Origin of the sequence: Blautia parvula (genome assembly GCF_020215665.1) — a bacterium.
Taxonomy (GTDB): Bacteria; Bacillota; Clostridia; order Lachnospirales; family Lachnospiraceae; genus Blautia; species Blautia celeris.
In genome coordinates this window covers 2,059,157-2,079,905 of sequence record NZ_CP084061.1, presented here as the reverse complement: position 1 = coordinate 2,079,905, position 20,749 = coordinate 2,059,157, and the positions used below count along the sequence as shown (strand labels likewise).

Here is a 20,749-nt window from a genome sequence, read left to right as displayed (position 1 = left end):
TATAAAATTTATATAAATTCAGGAGGAATTTTATTATGCTTAGAGTAGGAATTATTGGTGTAGGAGCTATGGGAACCCAGCATTTTCTTCGTCTGATGACAAGAATCAACAACGCTACGGTGACAGCAGTATCGGATGTCAATGAGGCACGTGCAAGGGAAGTGACTGCCCCTTATGAGAGCGTTCGTTTTATGGCCGACCCCATCGCCTTGATCCGGGACCCGGAAGTGGATGCTATTGTGATCGTCAGCGCTGACAAGACACATGAGGAGTTCTGTCTGGAGGCACTGCGGCTTAAAAAATTTATTTTCTGTGAAAAACCGCTGTCAGCATCCTCAGAGGGGGCAAGGAAAGTGGTGGATGCGGAGATGGCCGGCGGCAAACGCCTGATCCAGCTTGGCTTTAACCGCCGGTTTGACGAGGCGTACCAGGAGCTGAAAGAACTGGTGGTATCCGGCAGACTGGGTGAGCCCCTGGTTGCGCACTGCGCTCACAGAAATGCGGATTACCCGGAAGCATTTGATGATGTTGTCGCTGTGACAGGCACTGCGATACACGAGATTGATACCATGAGCTGGCTGGTTGGGGATTATTTCACAAAAGCCCAGGTAATTTTTCCGAAGACTACAAAATATTCTAAGAACCCTAATCTGCATGATCCGCAGATCGTACTGCTTACCACATCTTCCGGTATGGTGATCACGGCAGAAATCTGGGTGAACTGCCAGTATGCTTATGATATCCGCTGCGAGGTTCTGTGTGAGGACGGCACTGCGACCCTGCCGCGCCATGCCCGCGTTAATGTCTGTACTAAGAACAGTTCCTCAGTGGGCATGACCTCTGACGGTCTTGGCTTTTTTGAAGAATCCTATAACAGGGAATTCCAGGCATGGGTAGATGCCTGCAATGAAGATACTTACTGTGCGGCAGCAGCGTCAGCGTGGGATGGTTACTGTGCAGCAGTTACCACAGATGCCTGCCTGAAATCCCAGATAAGCGGAGGAATTGAGGACGTTCCGCTGACTGACCGCCCGGATTTTTATAAAGGCTGATAGAAAACAGGGCAGGAGGCAGTGATATGAAGATAGCATTTGATGTGGATGTTCTGGCAAAACAGATGGATATTAACCGTATGGTCCATCAGGTGGCGGACTGGGGATACCGGTATATTGAACAGTCACCCCATCCGAGGATAAATCCCTTTTATAAGCACCCTCTTTTTTCAAGAGAGTGCGAACAGGAGTACAGAAAAGCACTCAGAGAAACAGGTGTGGAAATCTCATCCTTTATTGTGGTATACCGCTGGTCAGGTCCCACAGAGGAGGAGCGCAGGTTTGCGGTATCGAACTGGAAACGAATGATAGAGATTGCAGCTGACATGGGGGTACAGGTCATCAACACGGAGCTCTCAGGAGATCCCAACCATCAGGAAATCTGCAATGGCATGTGGTTTAGATCCATGGAGGAACTGCTTCCCATCATAGAGCGGGAGGGTATCCGGGTGGAAATCCAGTCTCATCCTTATGATTTTTGTGAGCGGAACAATGAGACCTGTGACATGGTGAAGTCCTTCCGCTCCAGGAATCTGGGATATGTATACTCTGCGCCTCATGGGTTCTTTTACGATGAGGGAAAGGGAGATGTGTGCTCCATGCTTAAGTATGCCGGAGATGAACTGACGCATGTGTTGTTTGCAGATACGTTCAACCAGACTCTTGACTGCCGTTATATTGCCAATCCACCGTGGCTGAATGGAAGGGGAAAGGCGGATGTGACCATCCATCAGCACCTTGCTATGGGCGAGGGCGATGTAGACTTTGACGGAATCTTCCGGACACTTCGGGAGATGAATTTCGCAGAAAAACAGCTTCTCCCGGATGCCCCGAAAGCAGGCGGAGATAATATAGCCTGTGTCTCCATGTTCGGATTTCCGGAAAAAATGGAGAGGCAGGCACCGGAAGCCAGGGAACGATTGGAGAGAGAGCTTTGATCAGACACCCCGCGGGAAACTGTATCTGACAGATATAGAGTCCCGTGGGGTATTTTCTGTTTGTTTTTTCATCCGTATATGTCAATGGTTTTCTCAAAACGATTGCACATTTATCCTCCCTGTGTTAAAATTAAAAGAAATAAGTAGAAAAAAATATAATATTCTGACCAATTCAAAAATATTGTTAAAAAGTAAGAAGTTTGAACATCAAAGGATCAAACCATTTCTGTAAAGCAGTGCGGCTGTTACGGGGCGCACAACGCGTGAACAACAGGTGTGGAAAATAGCTGCTGTTAATCCGAAAGGCTGTACAGCGGGCTGCTCTCGGGGCAGTACATTATGAAGCGCAGGGTCGGCCCTGGCAGAGGATCAGTCAAAAAACACCCGATGTTTTTTGCTGGTCCGCATTTATTTTCCTGCTTTTGTCGACATATCTTGTTTTAAATCTCTAATGTTGTTTTTCCCTTACACCTTAATCAAAATTACGGAAAGTGTTTCTATGGAGAATTGTGTAAGGGAGGGTAAGTCATGATACGGGAAGTTTCTCTTTTGGCGGATCAGGTGAAAGCACTGATGGACAATGCACCGATAGCGGTCTGTGTCAGTTCAGCGGATACATACGAGATACTGTACGCCAACCGGCTGGCATGGGAGACGTTTATGCCGGGTGCGGATCCGGAGGAAAAGTATTGTTATCAGGTGGCCGGTTTTGACAGGCCGTGCGCGTTTTGCCGCAGGGAGGAGATCAGCGGACCTGAACTGCTGTTCCGCGAATACCGCCATCCTGCCAATGGCAGAATCTATCAGCTCAGCGGCAAGATTATAGACTGGAACGGGAATGCCGCGCATATTGAATATATACAGGACATCACGGACAGAAAACGGGAAGAAGAGCAGTCAGCTATCCTGAAAAAAGAGCTTCAGGACACATTCAGCAGTATCCCCTGCGGGCTTTGTGTATACCGCTATGACGGAACCGGGATTCGGCCTGTCTTCCACAACCCTGCTTTCTATGAGATCATGGGGTATTCGGAAGAACACATCAGAAATGTGGAGGAAAAGACGGAATACATGGGCGTGCACCCTGACGACTGCGGTGCCCTCCGGGAAAAGATCCAGAAAACGATCAAGGCCAGCGGTACCATGGAGCACACTTACCGGGTCTGGAACGACAGGAAGGCGGAATACGGCTGGATCCATCTGCAGGCATCTGTAAAATCCCAGACGGACAGGACAAAGCTGCTCTATGCAGTCTACAGAGATGTGAGCGGACAGGTGCAGATGGAAAAGGAGCTGATAGCGGAAAAGGATAAGGTACAGGATATTGTCAATGCCATTTCCGGCGGCGTAGCTATTTACAGAATATCGGATATCTTCGAGACAATCTATTTTTCAGACGGTGTTCCGGAGCTTTCCGGGTATACGGTAGAGGAATACCGCGAGCTTGTTAAGCGGGACGCTGTGGAGATGACATACTGGGAAGATACAGAGATGGTCATCGAGAAGGTACAGGAGGTCATTCGCACCCATAAAGTGCTGGTATTTGAGTTCCGCAAGCAGCACAGAGACGGACATATTGTCTGGGTGCGTGCTCATGTAAAATGGATCGGGGAAGATAAGGGCTGTCCGCTCCTCCACTGTGTGTTCCACAACATATCTGATCTGAAGGAGACACAGCTTGAGATGGACCATCTGGTGAACTCCATTCCGGGAGGAATCGCCAGCTATCGTATCGAGGGGGAACGTATCACTCCGATTTTTATATCAGACGGTGTTATGACACTCTCAGGCCATACCAGAGGGGAGCTGGAACAGTATGACGCGTTCCGGCTGATCCATGAGCCGGACAGGGATCGTGTGCTGTCAGCCATGCGGGTTTCCCTGGAAACCGGCAAGGTGCTGGATGTGTCTTACCGGATCAGGCACAGAGACGGGGGCCTTGTCTGGGTCCATTTAAGAGGCAGGAGAATGGACGCCTGCTCAGAATCTATGCGGTTCTACGCCGTGTTCACCGGCATGTCTGCGGAGGCGAGACTGTTCCAGAGCATTGCCAATGATACGGCAGACGGAATCTATGTGATTGGAAAGGACAATTATGACTTGCTCTATGCCAATGAGTCCAAGCTTCTGTTTCAGAAAGGAAAAAAATGTCTGGGACAGAAATGCTACAAAGCCATGTACGGAAAAGACAGGCCCTGTGAGTTCTGTACCCAGAAAGAGCATCGGCCGGACGGGGAAGAACACCGCATGATGGACCCGGAGAATGACCGCTGTTACAGTATCCGTTTCCGGGAGACAGACTGGAACGGCATCCCGGCGTATATCAAGTACGTGAGAGATGTTACAGAGGAAATGAGGACCCAGAGTGAGAAAGAGAGGCTGGAGCAGTATTTCCAGAATGTGCTGAAATACCTGCCCGGAGGCGTAGCAGTGGTAAGGTATGAGCCGGACGGCAGAATGATACCGGAATTTCTGTCGGAAGGCTTTGCTGAGATGACAAAGATGACCAAGGAGGAGGCCTGGGCGATCTACAAAAAGGATGCCATGGCCGGTGTGCACCCTGATGACAGGGCATTTGTGAATCGGCGGATGGAGGAGTATATGGCTGCAGGGGATGGTCCCTGTGAGATTGTGTACCGTTTAAAAACAGGCGGCGGGAATTATGTATGGGTGAAGAATACCCTGTCCCTGGTCAAGAGCGCCAACGGAGAAAAACGCATCTATGCCGGATTTCATGATATGACAAAAGAGCGGGAGGAGAAGGCACAGATACGGAAGCAGTATAATGACCTGATCCTGCAGCATTACCGTACACCGGGGCCAAACGCTCTGATCGTGGGACACTGCAATATAACACAGAACAGGATATTGGAGATTCTCGATTATACGGATTCAGACCTTTTAAAAACATTCGGAAGTGTGCGGGAGGAGTTCTTTGCCGGAATTGCGGAACTGGTGACAGACCCGGATGAAAAGCAGCTCTTTCTGGATACCTATCTCAATGCACCCACACTTGCCGCGTTCAAAAAGGGAGATACAGAGCAGATCCGGGAGTGCTATGTGAAACTGCCGAAAGAAAAGAACGGGCGGTATGTGCAGTTCAAGGTGAACCTGGTGGAAACACCGGATACAGGCGGCGTAACAGGAATCCTGACCGTGACGGATATTACGGAGCAGGCTATATCCGAACGGATACTGAGGCAGTTGTCTGTTACCAGCTATGACCTGGTCGTTGATGTGGATGTGCTGAAGGACAGCTATACTGTCCTGACCGGCAGCGGGACCGCGGGAGAGGATGTAAACCACCGGGGATGTTATTCCCAGTGGATCATGGAGAAGTATTGTATGGGCATAGTGCCCAGGGATAAAGAACATGTCACCAAAATGCTTGCCGGCGCATATATGATGGAGCATCTGAAAAGGGAGAACAGCTATTCCTTCCATTATTCCATCACAGACGAGAAGGGGGATGTGCTCACAAAAAACATGACGGTATCGGCTGTTGATCTGAGACTTGGGCGTGTGTGTCTGGCAAGAACAGACATCACGGATTCTGTGCGGGAGCAGCAGAGTATGCTGAATGTGGTGGCTTATACCTTTGAGCTTATGGCTTTTATTGACGTAAACGACGGCCGTGTGACCATGTACACCCGGCAGACCGTGCTGGAGAACCTGTCACCCTATATTTTGGAGGGATACAGGGAGCTGGTGAAGAATATTACGGACTTTTATATCACCAGTCATATTGAGGAGGAGAATGAACAGTACTTTGATCTGGGCAATATGATGAAGCGGCTGGAAGAAAAACCTTCGGGGTATGATTTTGTACTTCCGTACCAGTCAGAGAACGGGCTGCGGTACAAGCAGGTGAATGTGCTGTGGGGAGACAGGGGACACCGGAGGGTCTGCATGGTGCGCGCGGATGTGACAGATATGCTGGCTGCGGAGCGTGAGGCAAAGGATGCTCTGCAGGAAGCACTGGCCCTTGCGGAGAAGGCGAACCGGGCAAAAAGCGAATTTCTTTCCTCCATGAGCCATGATATCAGGACACCTATGAACGCTGTGATCGGCATGACCTCCCTGGCCATGGCCAATCTGGATGAAAAAGAACGGGTGAAGGACTGCCTGCAGAAGATTTCCTCCTCCTCCAAATACCTGCTCAGTCTCATCAATGATATACTGGATATGAGCAAAATAGAGCGCTCCAAGATCATGCTCAACCGGATGCAGATCTCTATGCCGGAAATGCTGAAGGAATTGTCGGCTATGATGGAACCTCAGGCGGAGGTAAACGGCCTTGCCTTTTCCATGGAAGCCAGGGAAATCCGCCACCAGAATTTCTATGGGGATAAGCTGCGCATAAACCAGATTCTGATCAATATTCTGAGCAATGCTATTAAGTTTACGCCTAAGGGAGGCAGAGTGGAATTCCTGGCGGAGGAGACGGACCGGGGCTGTAAGGATGGTCAGGTTTGCTACCGGTTTACCATCAGCGATACCGGCATCGGCATGACGGAGGAGTTTGTGGAGCATATCTTTGAGCCATTTTCCAGAAATACCAATACAGTGGGGATTGAGGGCACCGGGCTGGGTCTTAGTATCACGAAAGGTCTTGTGGATCTCATGGACGGTAAGATATGGGTAAAGAGCAGACAAAATGAGGGCAGTGTATTCTGTGTGGAGATCATCTGTGAGACCATGCAGGGCGAGGCGGCAGTAAAACAGGATGGGGACGGGGAGCCTGAGAGACAGGATGACGCTCAGATATTAACAGGCCGCTGTTTCCTGGTGGCGGAGGACAACGCCATCAATTCAGAAATTCTGTGTGAGCTGCTGAAAATGTACGGGGCAAGATCCGTGGTGATGACAGACGGCATACAGGCAGTCGAAGAATTTCAGCGGGCAGAGCCGGGGACCTATGACGCTGTCCTGATGGATATCCGTATGCCGCGGATGAATGGATACGACGCGGCCCGTGCCATCCGCAGAATGGCGAAAGAGGACGCGGGAACCATTCCGATCATAGCTATGACAGCCAATGCCTTTGCGGAGGATGTGCAGGAGGCTTTGGAAGCGGGAATGAATGCCCATGTGGCAAAGCCTATTGATGTGAAGATACTGCGGGATACGCTGACAGGACTGCTGGCAGGGCAGACTGCCGGGGAATAAATAAAGATTACGGGGTTTGATTTATGCAGAAGATTTCGGAACAAGCAAAGGAAAATATCAACGGAACTTGCTTCCGGCATCCACGAGATCTCACAGCAGATCATATCCAACGCGGATAATTCTGACCATGCCAACAAAAAGGCATCCAATTTGGTTTTTCCCGTTTCTGATGAGTGGAATATAGGAGATGATAGTGTGAAATTAGAAAGGTATCAAAAGTGTTCTGATATTGCCCGCGGACTGAAAAAAGCAGATTTTGTCCTGAAGAATGCAAAGATTGTCAATGTTTTTACAGAGGAGATCCTTGAGGGGGATATCGCTGTGGCGGACGGTATGATCGCCGGGATCGGCACATACGAAGGAATCCGTGAGACGGATCTGGAGGGAAAATATGTATGCCCAGGGTTCATTGACAGCCACCTGCATCTGGAATCTACGCTGGTGACGCCGAAGGAACTGATCTCCCAGGCCGCCCTGTGCGGAACGACTTCCTTTATTGTGGACCCTCATGAGTCTGCCAATGTGGCCGGTCTGGCCGGAATCGACTATATATTAAGGGAGACAGAGGAGGTATCCGCCAATGTCTTTGTCATGATGCCGTCCTGCGTACCGGCTACGGGGATTGATGACAATGCGTGTACGATCACAGCGGAAATGATGAAGCCCTATCTCAAGAACAAACGGATCCTGGGACTGGGGGAGGTCATGGACTACATCTCCGTGGTGGAGGGAAGCCCCCATATGCACGAAAAACTGTGTCTGTTTGACGGGAAAGTGCGGGACGGACATGCGCCGTTTCTTGAAGAGCCGGACCTGCAGGCATACGTTATGGCGGGCATTTCCACAGATCACGAGTGCTCCGCATACGCCTATGCGGTGAGAGAGCAAAGAAACGGAATGACGGTTCACATCCGTGAGGGCAGTGCTGCCAGAAATCTGCAGGATATCGTTCAGGGGATTGTGGAGAACCATATGAGCACAGAAGGCTTCTGTTTCTGTACGGATGATAAGCATATAGAGGATATCAGGAGGGAAGGACATATCAATTACAATGTGAGAAAGGCCATTGCCCTCGGCATCTCTCCTATCCGCGCCATCCGGATGGCCACGATCCAGCCAGCCAGGTGCTACGGACTGCAGCGTCTGGGAGCAGTGGCCCCGGGCTTTCAGGCAGACCTTCTGGTGCTGGAGGACCTTAAGGGGGTCAATGTCCTGGAAGTCTATTTTAAAGGACAAAAGGTGGAAGCAGAAAATGCCTGTCCGGTCCACTCCTGCCCAAAAGAGCTGAAAAACACTGTGCATGTAAAAGGCTTTACAAAAGAAAAACTGAAATACATCGGTTCCTTCCCCTGCCATGTCATCCGGATGGAGGAAGGGCAGATCACCACAAGAGACGTCACAGTAACAGATATCTGCCAGGATGATCTGGAGGGAAACGGCATCCTGCAGAAAATCGCTGTGGTTGAAAGACACAGAGGAACGGGAATGACAGGTGTGGGCTTTGTAAAGGGCTTCGGGCTCAGATGCGGAGCCGCAGCATCCAGTGTCTCCCACGATTCCCATAACATCATCGTGATCGGGGATAACGATGAAGATATGGAGCTGGCTGTCAGGGAACTGATCCGGACGCAGGGCGGGTATACCCTTATAGAGAAGCATCAGGTCTATGAGACACTGGAGCTTCCCATCATGGGGCTGATGACGGACATGGGATTTGAAAAGGCCAATGAAAAGCTGGAGAGGATGATCCGGAAAGCCCATGAAATGGGTGTGCCGGGGGGAATGGATCCCTTTATTGCCCTGTCCTTTATGGCGCTTCCGGTCATTCCGGAGATCCGGATCACGCCCAGAGGGATATATTCCGTGACAGACAGTACCTTTTACCGCTGACGTAAATTGCGGGCAGATACAGCAGGGCCTGTGAGTTCTGCACAAAAAAAATGCCTGATCACAAGAGAAATGAGTTGAACTGACGAAGGCAATCTTTTATAATAGAACTATCCTGAAAGAGAACTATGCTGACAGATAAACCAGAACAAGGAGGTAAGAAATGGGCGAAGTGAAAAGAATGAAATACCTGGCAGGGGGACAGTGGCTGGATACGAAATCAGGCAAATACACGCCAGTGTATAATCCAAGTACCGGTGAGGTGCAGGCAGAAATACCAAGCTGTACCACAGAGGAAGTGGCATATGCCATAGAATGCTCGAAAAAGGCATTTCCGGCCTGGCGTGATACCCCGGTGATGAAAAGAGTACAGGTACTCTACAAATTCCGGGATCTGCTGGATCAGCATTGGGATGAGCTGACAGAGTGCTGTGCGAGAGAGCACGGAAAGAACTGGAAGGAGTCTGCCGGTGATATTGCCAAGGTGAAGGAACCTGTGGAACTGGCCTGCGGAACGCCGACGCTCATGATGGGAGAATCCATGATGGATACCTCCAAGGGATATGACACCGTCAGCTACCGGGAGCCTCTGGGCGTATTTGCGGGAATCGCTCCCTTTAATTTCCCGGGTATGATTCCCATGGGCTGGATGACGCCGATCTGTATCGCTACCGGCAATACCATTGTCATCAAAGCGGCTTCCAAAACACCGCTGACCGCGCTGCGCTGCGCAGAGCTTTGGCAGGAGGCAGGACTTCCGGATGGTGTGCTTAATATTGTCACCTGTACCAGACAGGAATCCGAGCAGTTTTTGACCCATCCTGATGTGAAGGGAATCTGCTTTGTAGGAACCACAGGTGTGGGAAAACATATCTACGGCATTGCGGCTGCCAATGGCAAACGCGTCCAGGCCCAGACAGAGGCAAAGAACCATGCCCTGGTGCTGGAAGACGCGGCTCTTGAGCGCACCGCAAGAGGAATCATCAATTCCGCTTTTGGCTGTGCCGGAGAGCGCTGTATGGCCCTTCCCGTGGTGGTTGCCCAGGAAAGCATAGCGGACAAGCTGGTAGAGCTGCTTATAAAATTCGCAGGTGAACTGAAAGTAGGCCCTGCCTATGATAAGACAACGGATTTGGGTCCGGTGGTGGACGCTGCCCATAAAGCAAAGGTAGAGAAATGGATTGAAAAAGGTGTGGAAGAGGGTGCAGAACTGGTCCTGGACGGACGCGGCATCAAAGTGCCCGGCTATGAGAACGGATTCTACTTAGGCCCCACCATATTTGACCATGTGACAGAGGATATGGCGATTGGCCGGCAGGAAATCTTCGGACCGGTTCTGGCTGTGAAGCGCTGCAAAGATTTTGAAGAGGGCCTGGAAATGATGAACCGCAATCCGTTTGCCAACGGAAGTGTTATTTATACCCAGAGCGGTTATTACAGCAGGGAGTTTGCGCGCCGCACAGACGGCGGAATGGTGGGAATCAATGTGGGAATCCCGGTTCCGGCGGGCATCTTCTCCTTCAGCGGCCATAAGGACAGCTTTTTCGGCGACCTGCACTGTCTGGGCAAGGACGGTGTTCGCTTCTTTACCGAGATAAAAGCAGTCACCACCCACTGGTTCGACGAGGAAGAGAAAAAGGCAAAAGAGGTGGATACCTGGGAGGGATCCGTAGGCGGCAGCATGTAAGGCTGAATTACAGCACCCAAATGGTAAATAAATCAGTGACACGGTTCGCAGGAAGATTCCTGCGGACCGTTTTGCGAACGAGGAGGTGATGCAGAGGTGAAGGATATAACGAACATAGAATTTCGTTCAGGGAGCAAGGAAGAGAGACTTCCGGGGTTTGCTCCTGATTTTCCATACATTGCCTCCCGGGCGGAGCTGGACAAATACATAGGACGTTTTGTGCCCTGGCATTGGCACAAGACCGTGGAATTGTTTTACGTGGAAAGCGGTGTGCTGGAATACAATACACCCAAAGGGAAGACCGTGTTTCCTGCCGGTTCCGGAGGAATGGTGAACTCCAATGTGCTGCACATGACGAGAGCCGGGTCAGAAGGAGAGCGGAATGTACAGCTCATCCATATTTTCGACCCTTCTTTCATCGCCGGGGAACCGGGGAGCAGGATAGAGAAGAAATTTGTCCTTCCTGTTGTGGCGGCCTCCCAGTTGGAGATCATGGCATTCTATCCCGGAGACCCGGCGCAGGAAGAGGTTCTCGCGCTGCTTCGCCGCTCGTTTTCCCTCTCGGAACAGGAGTGGGCATATGAGATCAAACTGCGCGAAGTGCTCTCAGACATATGGGTCAGGCTCCTGTCAGTATCTGCCCCGCTTCTGCAGGAAGAAAGAGAGGCCGGAAGCTCGGATGACAAGATTAAAATGATGATGATCTATATCCATGAGCACTACCCGGAAAAGATTACGGTGGCAGAGCTGGCGGCGGCTGCCTTTTCCAGTGAACGGGAGTGCTACCGTGTCTTCCGGGACTGCCTTCATATGTCGCCTGTGGAGTATCTGCAGAACTTTCGTCTGCAGATGGCCTGTAAGATGCTGGCAAAAGGCAGGGATACCATCACAGCAGTCAGCCATGCCTGCGGCCTGGGAAGCAGCAGCTATTTCGGAAAAGTCTTCCGCGGTTATACCGGATGTACCCCCACGGAGTATCGCCGCAGATGGCAGGATATTGCTAAATTAAGGCAGGAATCGGATAGTTTTTTATGAAAAACTGTACTAAAATGATACTTGTGAAGAACAAAAACTTCATCATAACGGGGCCTGGCTGGCTGACAGCCGGGTCCCTTCCTCTATATAAATATATATTATATCTATGCCTTTACAGAGCGCTGTACACCTGTTATGGTAATAATTAGGAATAAAATCAACGGAATCGACTGAAATGGTTGAAATATTTGATACGGACAGAGAGGTGCAGAGATCATGTGGATAGTATATGCAGTAGGGTCTTCATTTTTTGCGGGAATCACATCGATTCTGGCAAAATGCGGTATCCGGGAGACGGATTCTAATGTGGCGACAGCTATAAGAACCGTTGTGGTACTGATATTCTCCTGGCTTATGGTATTTTTGACAGACGCATGGGCGGGAATCGGACAGATCACCGGGAAGACCATGCTGTTTCTTATACTGTCCGGGCTTGCTACAGGGGCATCCTGGCTCTGCTATTTCCGCGCCCTGCAGACAGGGGATATCAATAAAGTGGTCCCCATTGATAAGTCCAGCACAGTCCTTACCATACTGCTGGCATTCATTTTCCTTCATGAGGGGGTGACGCCTGCAAAAATAGCTGCTGTTTTTTTGATAGGCGCAGGGACCATGCTGATGATCTCAAAAAAAGAGGCAGCGGACGGCAGCGGACGGGGTGGCGGAAGCTGGATCGTATTTGCTTCTCTGTCGGCTGTGTTTGCAAGTCTGACAGCCATTCTGGGAAAAATAGGGATCACAGGCGTGGATTCCAACCTGGGAACGGCAATCAGGACAACAGTTGTCCTTTTCATGGCCTGGATCATGGTCTTTGTCACAGGAAGACAGCATGAGATTAGGAAGATACGGAGGAATGAACTTTTCTTTATTGTGTTGTCCGGGCTCGCTACAGGGGCGTCCTGGCTGTGCTATTACCGGGCTTTGCAGGATGGGGCGGCAAGTGTGGTGGTTCCCATTGACAAGCTGAGTATCCTTGTGACGATCGCTTTTTCCCGGATCGTGTTCCATGAAAAACTTTCAAAAAAGGCAGGGGCAGGTGTGGTGCTGATCACTGCGGGGACGGTTATGCTGGCGGTCCTGTAAGGCTTTTGGACTTAAGACAATCCTCGTTTACGAGTGGTTGTCTTTTTTTCTGTAATTATGAATTTTAACGAAGAAATGTATGCAATTTATTGCGTGGCAATGTAAATAGTGTTACAATCAGGGTATTACCTAACATGAACAGGGTTAATGTTTACAGGGAGGACAGGAATGAAAAAAAACAGCGGACTTAACGAACTGATCTATGAATATTATGAATCCCGTATCCTCTTTGGCGTATACAGATATGGGGAACAGTTGTTGTCAGTGCCGAAAATCTGTGCCTCTTTTCGGCTGGGGCGTAATACGATTCAGATGGCACTGGATAAACTGGAAAAAAACGGTTATATAGAAACCGAAGAGCGGAAAGTGGCAAGGGTGGTATATCAGGGAACCGAAGAAACCTTCAGGGAGAATGCCGCAAAATATTTTGTGCCCCGCAAAGAGGGAATCCTGGATTTTGAATATGCAGGTGAACTTTTGTTTTTCCCGATGTGGAAGATTGGGGTGCATAATCTGGAAACGGATATCCGGGGAAATTTAAATGAGAACCATGATACAGTTACGGACCAAACAGTTCCCATACCTGTAAAGCTGTATTTTGAGGTTCTGCGCACTTTTCACAATGATCTGCTTTTAAATCTTTACTGGCAGTGCCTGCGCTATCTCAATTTTCTATATCCGAAAAGAGATACGGATATACCGGTTTTAGCCGCAGGCGAAACTTTGCCGGAGACAAATATGCAGGGGCTGAAGTCAGAGTTTGATGACTATTTTGACAGTATACAGAATGAAGTGCTGGAATTCATCGCACATGCCGGTGAAGCATATCATTTGGAAAACGTCAGGCAGATCCCATTTTCGTGGACGATTTACCGTCGGCGGCCCCAGGTGCGGTATACGCTGGCGTCTGTGATCATCCGTGAGATTTTATGGGAGCGTTATCCAGTCGGCAGCTATCTGCCCTCCCTGCCCAAAATGGCGGAGCAGTACCAGGTATCTTTAAGCACAGTCCGGCGAACACTGGATGTACTCCATTCTCTGGGTGTGACCAGAACCTATATGGGAATCGGGACAAAGGTCTGCCTGGAACCCGTGGGTATGGAGGTTATGAAGATATCGGAGATCCGTGAAAATATGCGGCTTCACGGAGAAGGTATGCAGATTTTGGCTATGACAGTCCGCAGCGTGACACTCTTTACCATGGAATCCGTCACGAAAAGAAAGAGGGAGGAATTCCTGCGGTCAATCACAAAACTGCGCGGAAAAACCAGCAGTATTCTTTTCATTGATGTGCTTCTGAGCTTTATCTCCGCGGAATGTCCCTCTGCGATCATCCGGGAATGCTATGATAAACTCAGGGAGCTGAACACATGGGGCTATATTTTATCTGCGGTACTGATGGGAACCGGACAGCTTGACGCGGATTATACCGGGTTTATCGACCGCCAGGAAAAAGATCTGCGGACGGATGACTTTGATGCGTTTGCGGAACAGTGGCAGATATTTATAGAGAACAGAATGAAATTCTTTTATTCTAAATTTCCTTTCCGGGAGGAATGAAAGTGGTTTTTATATCCCTGCAGCTTTGCATTCAGAATTGTCTGGCACAGGACCGGAATCGAAACAGATACGGGATATAAGGGGGAGTTCTATGCAAAAGAAAATATTTCCTATCATTTTAACAATAGCGCTGCTGATATCCAGTTTGGTTTCTTTCTTTTACATTTACAATCTTCAGGGAAATGCGAAAGTGATCAACTATGCAGGTGTTGTGCGGGGGGCTACCCAGCGCCTGGTTAAGCAGGAACTGAACGGTCAGCAAAATGATTCCCTGGTGGAAAAAATTGATGGTATCTTAAAAGAACTGCAGACAGGGGAAGGGGATGTGGGACTCACACGCCTGAACAGTGATGCATTTCAGGAGCTGATCGTTGAAATGCAGAGAGAGTGGAAAGACCTGAAAGAAGAGATTTACCTTGTCCGGGCCGGAGAGGGTGCTGAAATTCTCTTTGATGACAGCGAGACATTCTTTGCACTGGCGGACAGGACTGTGGCGGCGGCTGAACAGTATTCCGAAAAAAGAGTCCGATCCGCTGCAGTGAGCCTGCTGATCCTGAACTTTGCATTTATCATTCTTGTCATTTTGATCTATATATATAACGCAAGGCAGGCAGAGCGCCAGAGGGAGCTTGAGAAAGCAGAGGATGAAAACCGGAAAAAGAAAGAACAGCTCTCCAGGCAGGAGGAGAATCTGCAGGCACCCATGAATGACATTTCTGAGCTCATGTACATTACAGACATTGAAAATTATGATCTGTTGTTTTTAAACCAGGCCGGCATGGAAATCTTTCATGTGGATTCCCTGGAAGGGAAGAAATGTTACCGTGTCCTCCAGGGAAAGGACGCACCCTGTGAATTCTGCACCACACCGATCCTGAGGGAAGGTGAAAATTATACATGGGAGCATGACAACCCCATAACCGGGCGCCACTATATTCTGAAGGACCGTCTGCTGGAATGGAACGGGCGGCCTGCCAGAATGGAGATCGCTTTTGATACCACCAAGGCGGAACAGGAAAAGCTGTTTTTGAAATTTACTCTGGAGGCGGAGAAACTGGTGACAGACTGCGTGAGCATGCTGTATCAGCAGAAGGATATCATTAAAACCTCAGCACAGGTCCTGGAGAAGTTCGGAAGTTTTCTGCATGCGGACCGTGTCTATATTATAGATATCAAAGAGGATAGGATGTATGCCCGTTTGGAATGGTGTGCGGATGGAATCATTTCCCATAGGGAGCGGCTGCAGGGGATTCCGGTTTCCCTGATTGAACGCTGGATCCCTTATTTTAACAGGAAGGAATGTGTCATTATCCAAAACGTGAATCAGCTTGGGGATACGAATACGGCAGAATACAGGCTTTTGCGGGAACATGCGATCACCAGTTTGGTGGCAGCGCCCCTTGAAAAGGGCGGGACACTGCTTGGCTGTCTGGTCGTTGACAATCCGCCGGCAGGGCAGATTGTCAGTATTGCGTCACAGCTGCAGACCCTGTGCTATTTTCTGCTGCTTGCGCGCAGTAATGCGCAGAGCCAGAAGGAGCTTTCGCGGCTGAGTTATTTTGATACGCTCACTTCTTTTTACAACAGAAACCGTTACATTGAGGATACCAATGCCATGACACACACGGACAGCCCGGCAGGGATCGTGTACCTGGATGTGAACGGATTAAAGGACATCAATGACCAGTACGGGCATGAGTTTGGGGATACGGTACTGGTCGAGTGTGCCAGACGGATGAAGCAGGTATTTGAAGGCGCTGATTTTTACCGCATCGGCGGTGATGAGTTTGTGATCATCTGCCCGGGGATAGAGAAGGATGTCTTCCACAGCAAGCTTCGTGAACTGAGGGCACAGTTCCAGAAAGAACCGCATTACCGGGCGGCCATTGGTTCCCGGTGGACAGAAACGGTCAGCAGCTTAAAAGAGATCATTGCGGAAGCGGATGCCAGAATGTATGAGGATAAGAAGGAATTTTACCGGCAGAATCCTGTCTCACAGCGTTACCGGCATCACAGCGATGAAGTCCTTCATCTTGCAGATCCCGGTATTCTGATGGAGGAGATACAGCAAAACCGGTTCGAGGTATATCTCCAGCCAAAGGTTTCCTCATCAGACCGTATGGCCGTGGGCGCGGAGGCTTTGATCCGATACCGCTCCAAATCCGATACCCTGATGCTTCCCGGGAATTTTCTGCCGCTGCTGGAGGAAAATGAGTCTATCAGCCTGATCGATTTCTATGTGTTTGAATTTGTCTGTGTAAAACTGAAAGACTGGATCAATCAGGGAAAACAGGCATTCCCTGTGTCTGTAAACTTTTCCATCTCATCCCTGATACAGTCTTCCTTTGTGGAGCATCTGACAGGCATCTGTACAAAATATGACATCTCACCGGAGTATCTGGAGATAGAAGTTACCGAGAAGATACATGATGTGGAGGGGCTTGATATTAAGTCTCTGATCATAAATCTGCACAATGCGGGATTTGCGGTTGCCATTGATGATTTCGGCACAGAGTATGCCAACCTTGCCCTTTTGTCTGAGATTGACTTTGACGTGCTCAAGCTGGATAAGAGTATGATCGACAATATAGCCGTCAATCCGAAAACCAAAACCATTGTGGGCCTCATTTCCGGTGTCTGCCATGACCTTGGTGTCCATATGGTTGCGGAGGGCATTGAGACAGAGGAACAGTTTATGACACTGCGCTCCTGCGGCGTGGATTCGGTCCAGGGATTCCTGTTCAGTAAACCTGTGCCTATGAAGGAATATGAGGAACGTTTTTTGAAAACAACAGATAGTGAAAAATAAAAATAGGTCTGTAAAGCGAACTGCTTTGCAGGCTTTTTTTTGCAGCGGTCGGTTCCGGCAATGCTGAGGGAAGTACGATTCTCAAAAATATCTCTTCTTGTCTAATGGGCGCATATTAAGTATAATATGTTAGAATCTCAATCTCAGCAAAAAGGAAGAGGTAACTAAAAGTAATCATGAAACGTAGAAATGGATTTCTAAAATGGTTCAAAAACCAAAAATTAGGCCGGAAGATTTTATATACCTTCATACTTGCATCCGTCATACCACTTCTGGTGGCACAGATTTTAATGCTCTATGTCATTGTAAACAACATAAAAGAAAAGGTAGATACCCTTATGGTGAACCAGCTTGCCCAGATATCAGAGAGGACGAATTTAACCCTGGATATTTACACAAATCTTGTCTACCAGATCTATGCGGATAACCAGATCATTGATGGAATCAAGGTTTATGAGGCAGAAGATTCAGAGGTTAAGGCGCGTATCTACCGGGAAATCTGTGATAAACTGCAGCAGTACGGAACTTCCGTCAATGGGATTGAGTGTATCAGTATTATCCTGCCGGACGGACAGGATATTACATATGATTTCGGTATGGCATCCGCTGTGGATAATCTCTGGGAAAGTTATGAGGATATGACATCCATAGAGCCATACCGTCAGGCACAGGATGCCACAAATATGATCATATCACCTACCCAGCGTTTTGTTCGGGGAAATCAGGAGGAACGGATCTTCCACATAGCAAAGCAGATGTATGACTTTAAAGATATCCAGAAGGGTCCCATTGCCTCAGTGGTGACCAGTGTCAATGAATCTGTCTTAAATGCAGTGTGCAGCACGGGGCAGACAGAAAAAGAATCGGAGATTTATGCGGTTAATTTTATCACAGACCGCAAGGGTAATGTGCTCACTTATCCCAACTCCTTTTACTCCGGCATAGCCATCAGCACCAATAAGACCATCAAGGATTTTGTGAAGAACACAGGGGAGCTGAAAGGAAAAAATATTGCTGTGAACCGTTACGAGGACAAGCAGCTGGGATGGATCTTTTATAATGCATATGACAGGGATTATATGCTGCGTGATGTGACAAGGATCCAGTTTCTGACCATTTTTATCGGTGCGCTGTTGTTTGCCGCCTCTATTTTGCTCATACGTTATACGGTAAGTCTTATAGAGCGGTCCACAAGGAGTATTGTAGGGGGAATCCAGCAGGTGCAGAGCGGTAATCTGGATGTTCAGGTGCATGTGGATACTGAGGATGAGATGGGACAGATCGCGGACAATTTCAATACCATGACAGGAAAAGTCAAGAATCTGATCACAGAAGTAACTGAGATCACACAGAAGCAGAAAGACGCGGAGATACGGGCGCTGGAGGCTCAGATCAATCCGCATTTTCTGTACAATACGCTGGATTCCATCAACTGGATGGCGATTGAAAAGCAAGAATATGAGATTAGCAAAATGCTGCGCAACCTGGGGATCATTCTCCGGTACAGCATAAATAAAAGCAACCAGATGGTGACCATCTCGGAGATGGCAGACTGGCTGGAAAAATATGTCAGCCTTCAGAAAATGCGGTTCAACAATGCTTTTATCTGTGAGATATATGTAAGTGAAGAGGCAAAAAATATCAGGATTCACAAGCTTCTCATCCAGCCTTTTGTGGAAAATGCGATCCTGCACGGGTTCAAGGGCATTGAGGGCGGAGGAATCCTGCGGGTTGATATTATCGTGTCAGAGGACAAGAAAGAGCTGGATATCATCATAGAAGATAACGGAAAGGGAATGCCGCCCGGTATGGCAGATACCTTTAATGATCCTGAGAAGGCAGTCCGGGATGACGGCAGGAGCATCGGCCTGAACAATGCATTTGCCCGAATGCGTATGTATTACGGTGAAGATGTTTCATGGGATGTAAAGAGTATACAGGATATAGGAACTATTATTACACTGAAAATACCGGTACGGGATAAGGAGTGGAGACAATGAGGATCATAATCGTGGAGGATGAGATAAAAATTCGGGAAGGTATGGGAAAACTGATAGAATCACTGACAGACCATATTGTTCTGGGGGAGGCTTCCGATGGGGAGGAAGGACTTGACCTGGTTCTCCGTTTTAAACCGGATCTTGTGATCACAGATATCCGTATGCCGAAAATGGACGGCCTGGAGATGATCCGACGTCTTTATGAACAGAAAATACCGGTACATGCAGTTATCCTGAGCGGATATTCCGAGTTTGAGTACGCTAAAAAAGCTATACAGTATGGGGTGGATGATTATCTGCTGAAACCCCTGGCAGTGGATGACGTGCAGGATATGCTGGAAAAAATTGAAGAGAAAATAAAAAAGGAACAGCTTACCAAGGGCAGTCCTGAGGTGCATCTGAGAAATCTGATCTTCGGGGAAGAGCAGGAGGAGGAAAAACAGTATGACATATTGGAGAAGGTATGTGGTCTGGCAGAACAGGCCCAATACATTCTCTTTGCCGGGTACATAGGTTCCGCACCGGCTTCCTACAGAGAACAGGCAGAGAAAGCCCTGGAAGAGCTGAAAGAGAAGTACCGGGAGATAAAATGGTACGCTTTTTATATGGAAAACCTGCAGGAGTTCTATATTCTGGCCTGCGCAGAATGGGGATTTGAAAGGATTTCGGACCTGGAAAAATCTTTTTATAACAGACTGATCTTCCACTGGCAGGATAAGGAGGAGCGGCCAATCTGGACCAGACAGGCGTTCCAAAGTCTGAGAGATTTGAAGAAAACAGCACAGAACCTGAATGATCTTATTTCTTTCTCCCTCATTTGGAACCAAAAGGGATGGCTTACCAGGGAAGATGTGAATGCATACCACCCCGCTCCCTTTCTGCCCCCCGCTGAGATTTATACACGCATTCGCAATGCTGTCTGTCAGGGAAATCCGGAAAAAGAAAAAGAAGGGGCAGAGGAATTTCTGCGCTATATGAAGGATGGGCATTTTGATGCGGATGATATCCGCAGGGCTTTTGTAAAGAATTACTATATGATCGGAGATACCCTGGAGGATATAGACAGAGCACTTTTTGAGCATCTGAAAAGTGCGAATCTGCTCCGGAATATAGAGGCAGCGGTCACCTGGCATGAATTGGAGAATGCGTACAGGGATGTCATCCAGCTCATCACCAGCACCAGGGTAAAGCGGGAGGATATCAGCAATTACGTGATCAAAAAAGCTATCAATTATATAAGGGAGCACTATCAGGAGGGCCTTACGCAGGAGGAAGTTTCCCGGGTCCTGGAGATCACACCCGAATATCTGAGTACCCTTTTTAACAGGGAGATGGGAATCACATTCTCCAGTTTTCTGAAGCAGTTCCGCATGAGCCATGCCAAGCGTCTGTTAAAAGGAACGGATATGAAAATTTATGAGATCGCAAAAGCCACCGGGTACAATGATCCTAAATATTTCCAGAGGGTATTTAAAGAAGAGACAGGCGTATCCCCCGGTGAATACAGGCAGATGAATTAGGAGGTAAGA

Annotated in this window: 11 protein-coding genes; all 11 read left to right on the top strand. The window is 48.8% G+C overall.

Annotated features, from left to right (window positions below; genetic code table 11):
• Positions 1-35: 35 nt before the first annotated feature.
• The 11 genes from LC508_RS09720 to LC508_RS09670 all read left to right on the top strand — a co-directional run bounded on the left by LC508_RS09720 (position 36) and on the right by LC508_RS09670 (position 20,740).
• Positions 36-1,052 carry a Gfo/Idh/MocA family protein gene (locus tag LC508_RS09720; RefSeq protein WP_103731576.1) on the top strand — a complete coding sequence of 339 codons (1,017 nt, stop codon included), beginning with the start codon at positions 36-38 and terminating at the stop codon, positions 1,050-1,052.
• Between the two features lie 26 nt (positions 1,053-1,078).
• Positions 1,079-1,990, top strand: coding sequence for a sugar phosphate isomerase/epimerase family protein (locus LC508_RS09715; RefSeq protein WP_103731577.1), 912 nt, complete (start codon positions 1,079-1,081; stop codon positions 1,988-1,990).
• Positions 1,991-2,518: 528 nt separating this feature from the next.
• Positions 2,519-7,159 carry a PAS domain-containing protein gene (locus LC508_RS09710; protein ID WP_103731578.1) on the top strand — a complete coding sequence of 1,547 codons (4,641 nt, stop codon included), beginning with the start codon at positions 2,519-2,521 and terminating at the stop codon, positions 7,157-7,159.
• A gap of 195 nt (positions 7,160-7,354) precedes the next feature.
• Entirely contained in the window at positions 7,355-9,049 is a 1,695-nt protein-coding gene (gene ade, locus LC508_RS09705) for an adenine deaminase (protein WP_103731579.1), read from the top strand.
• A gap of 160 nt (positions 9,050-9,209) precedes the next feature.
• Positions 9,210-10,733, top strand: coding sequence for a CoA-acylating methylmalonate-semialdehyde dehydrogenase (locus LC508_RS09700; protein ID WP_054352745.1), 1,524 nt, complete (start codon positions 9,210-9,212; stop codon positions 10,731-10,733).
• Between the two features lie 96 nt (positions 10,734-10,829).
• The gene (locus LC508_RS09695) at positions 10,830-11,768 is read left to right on the top strand and encodes an AraC family transcriptional regulator (RefSeq protein ID WP_103731580.1); all 939 of its coding nucleotides are present in this window, start codon (positions 10,830-10,832) and stop codon (positions 11,766-11,768) included.
• Between the two features lie 216 nt (positions 11,769-11,984).
• Positions 11,985-12,851 (top strand): EamA family transporter, encoded by an 867-nt coding sequence (locus LC508_RS09690; protein WP_103732248.1) that lies wholly within the window; start codon positions 11,985-11,987, stop codon positions 12,849-12,851.
• A 168-nt stretch (positions 12,852-13,019) separates the two neighbouring features.
• A complete protein-coding gene (locus LC508_RS09685; RefSeq protein ID WP_033141903.1) occupies positions 13,020-14,411 on the top strand; it encodes a GntR family transcriptional regulator in 1,392 nt (463 codons plus the stop codon).
• A gap of 91 nt (positions 14,412-14,502) precedes the next feature.
• A complete protein-coding gene (locus LC508_RS09680) occupies positions 14,503-17,220 on the top strand; it encodes an EAL domain-containing protein (RefSeq protein WP_103732249.1) in 2,718 nt (905 codons plus the stop codon).
• A 176-nt stretch (positions 17,221-17,396) separates the two neighbouring features.
• Entirely contained in the window at positions 17,397-19,220 is a 1,824-nt protein-coding gene (locus tag LC508_RS09675; RefSeq protein ID WP_033141905.1) for a sensor histidine kinase, read from the top strand.
• Positions 19,217-20,740 (top strand): response regulator transcription factor, encoded by a 1,524-nt coding sequence (locus tag LC508_RS09670; RefSeq protein WP_103732250.1) that lies wholly within the window; start codon positions 19,217-19,219, stop codon positions 20,738-20,740. Before LC508_RS09675 ends, LC508_RS09670 begins: the two co-directional genes overlap by 4 nt.
• The last annotated feature ends 9 nt before the right edge of the window (positions 20,741-20,749 follow it).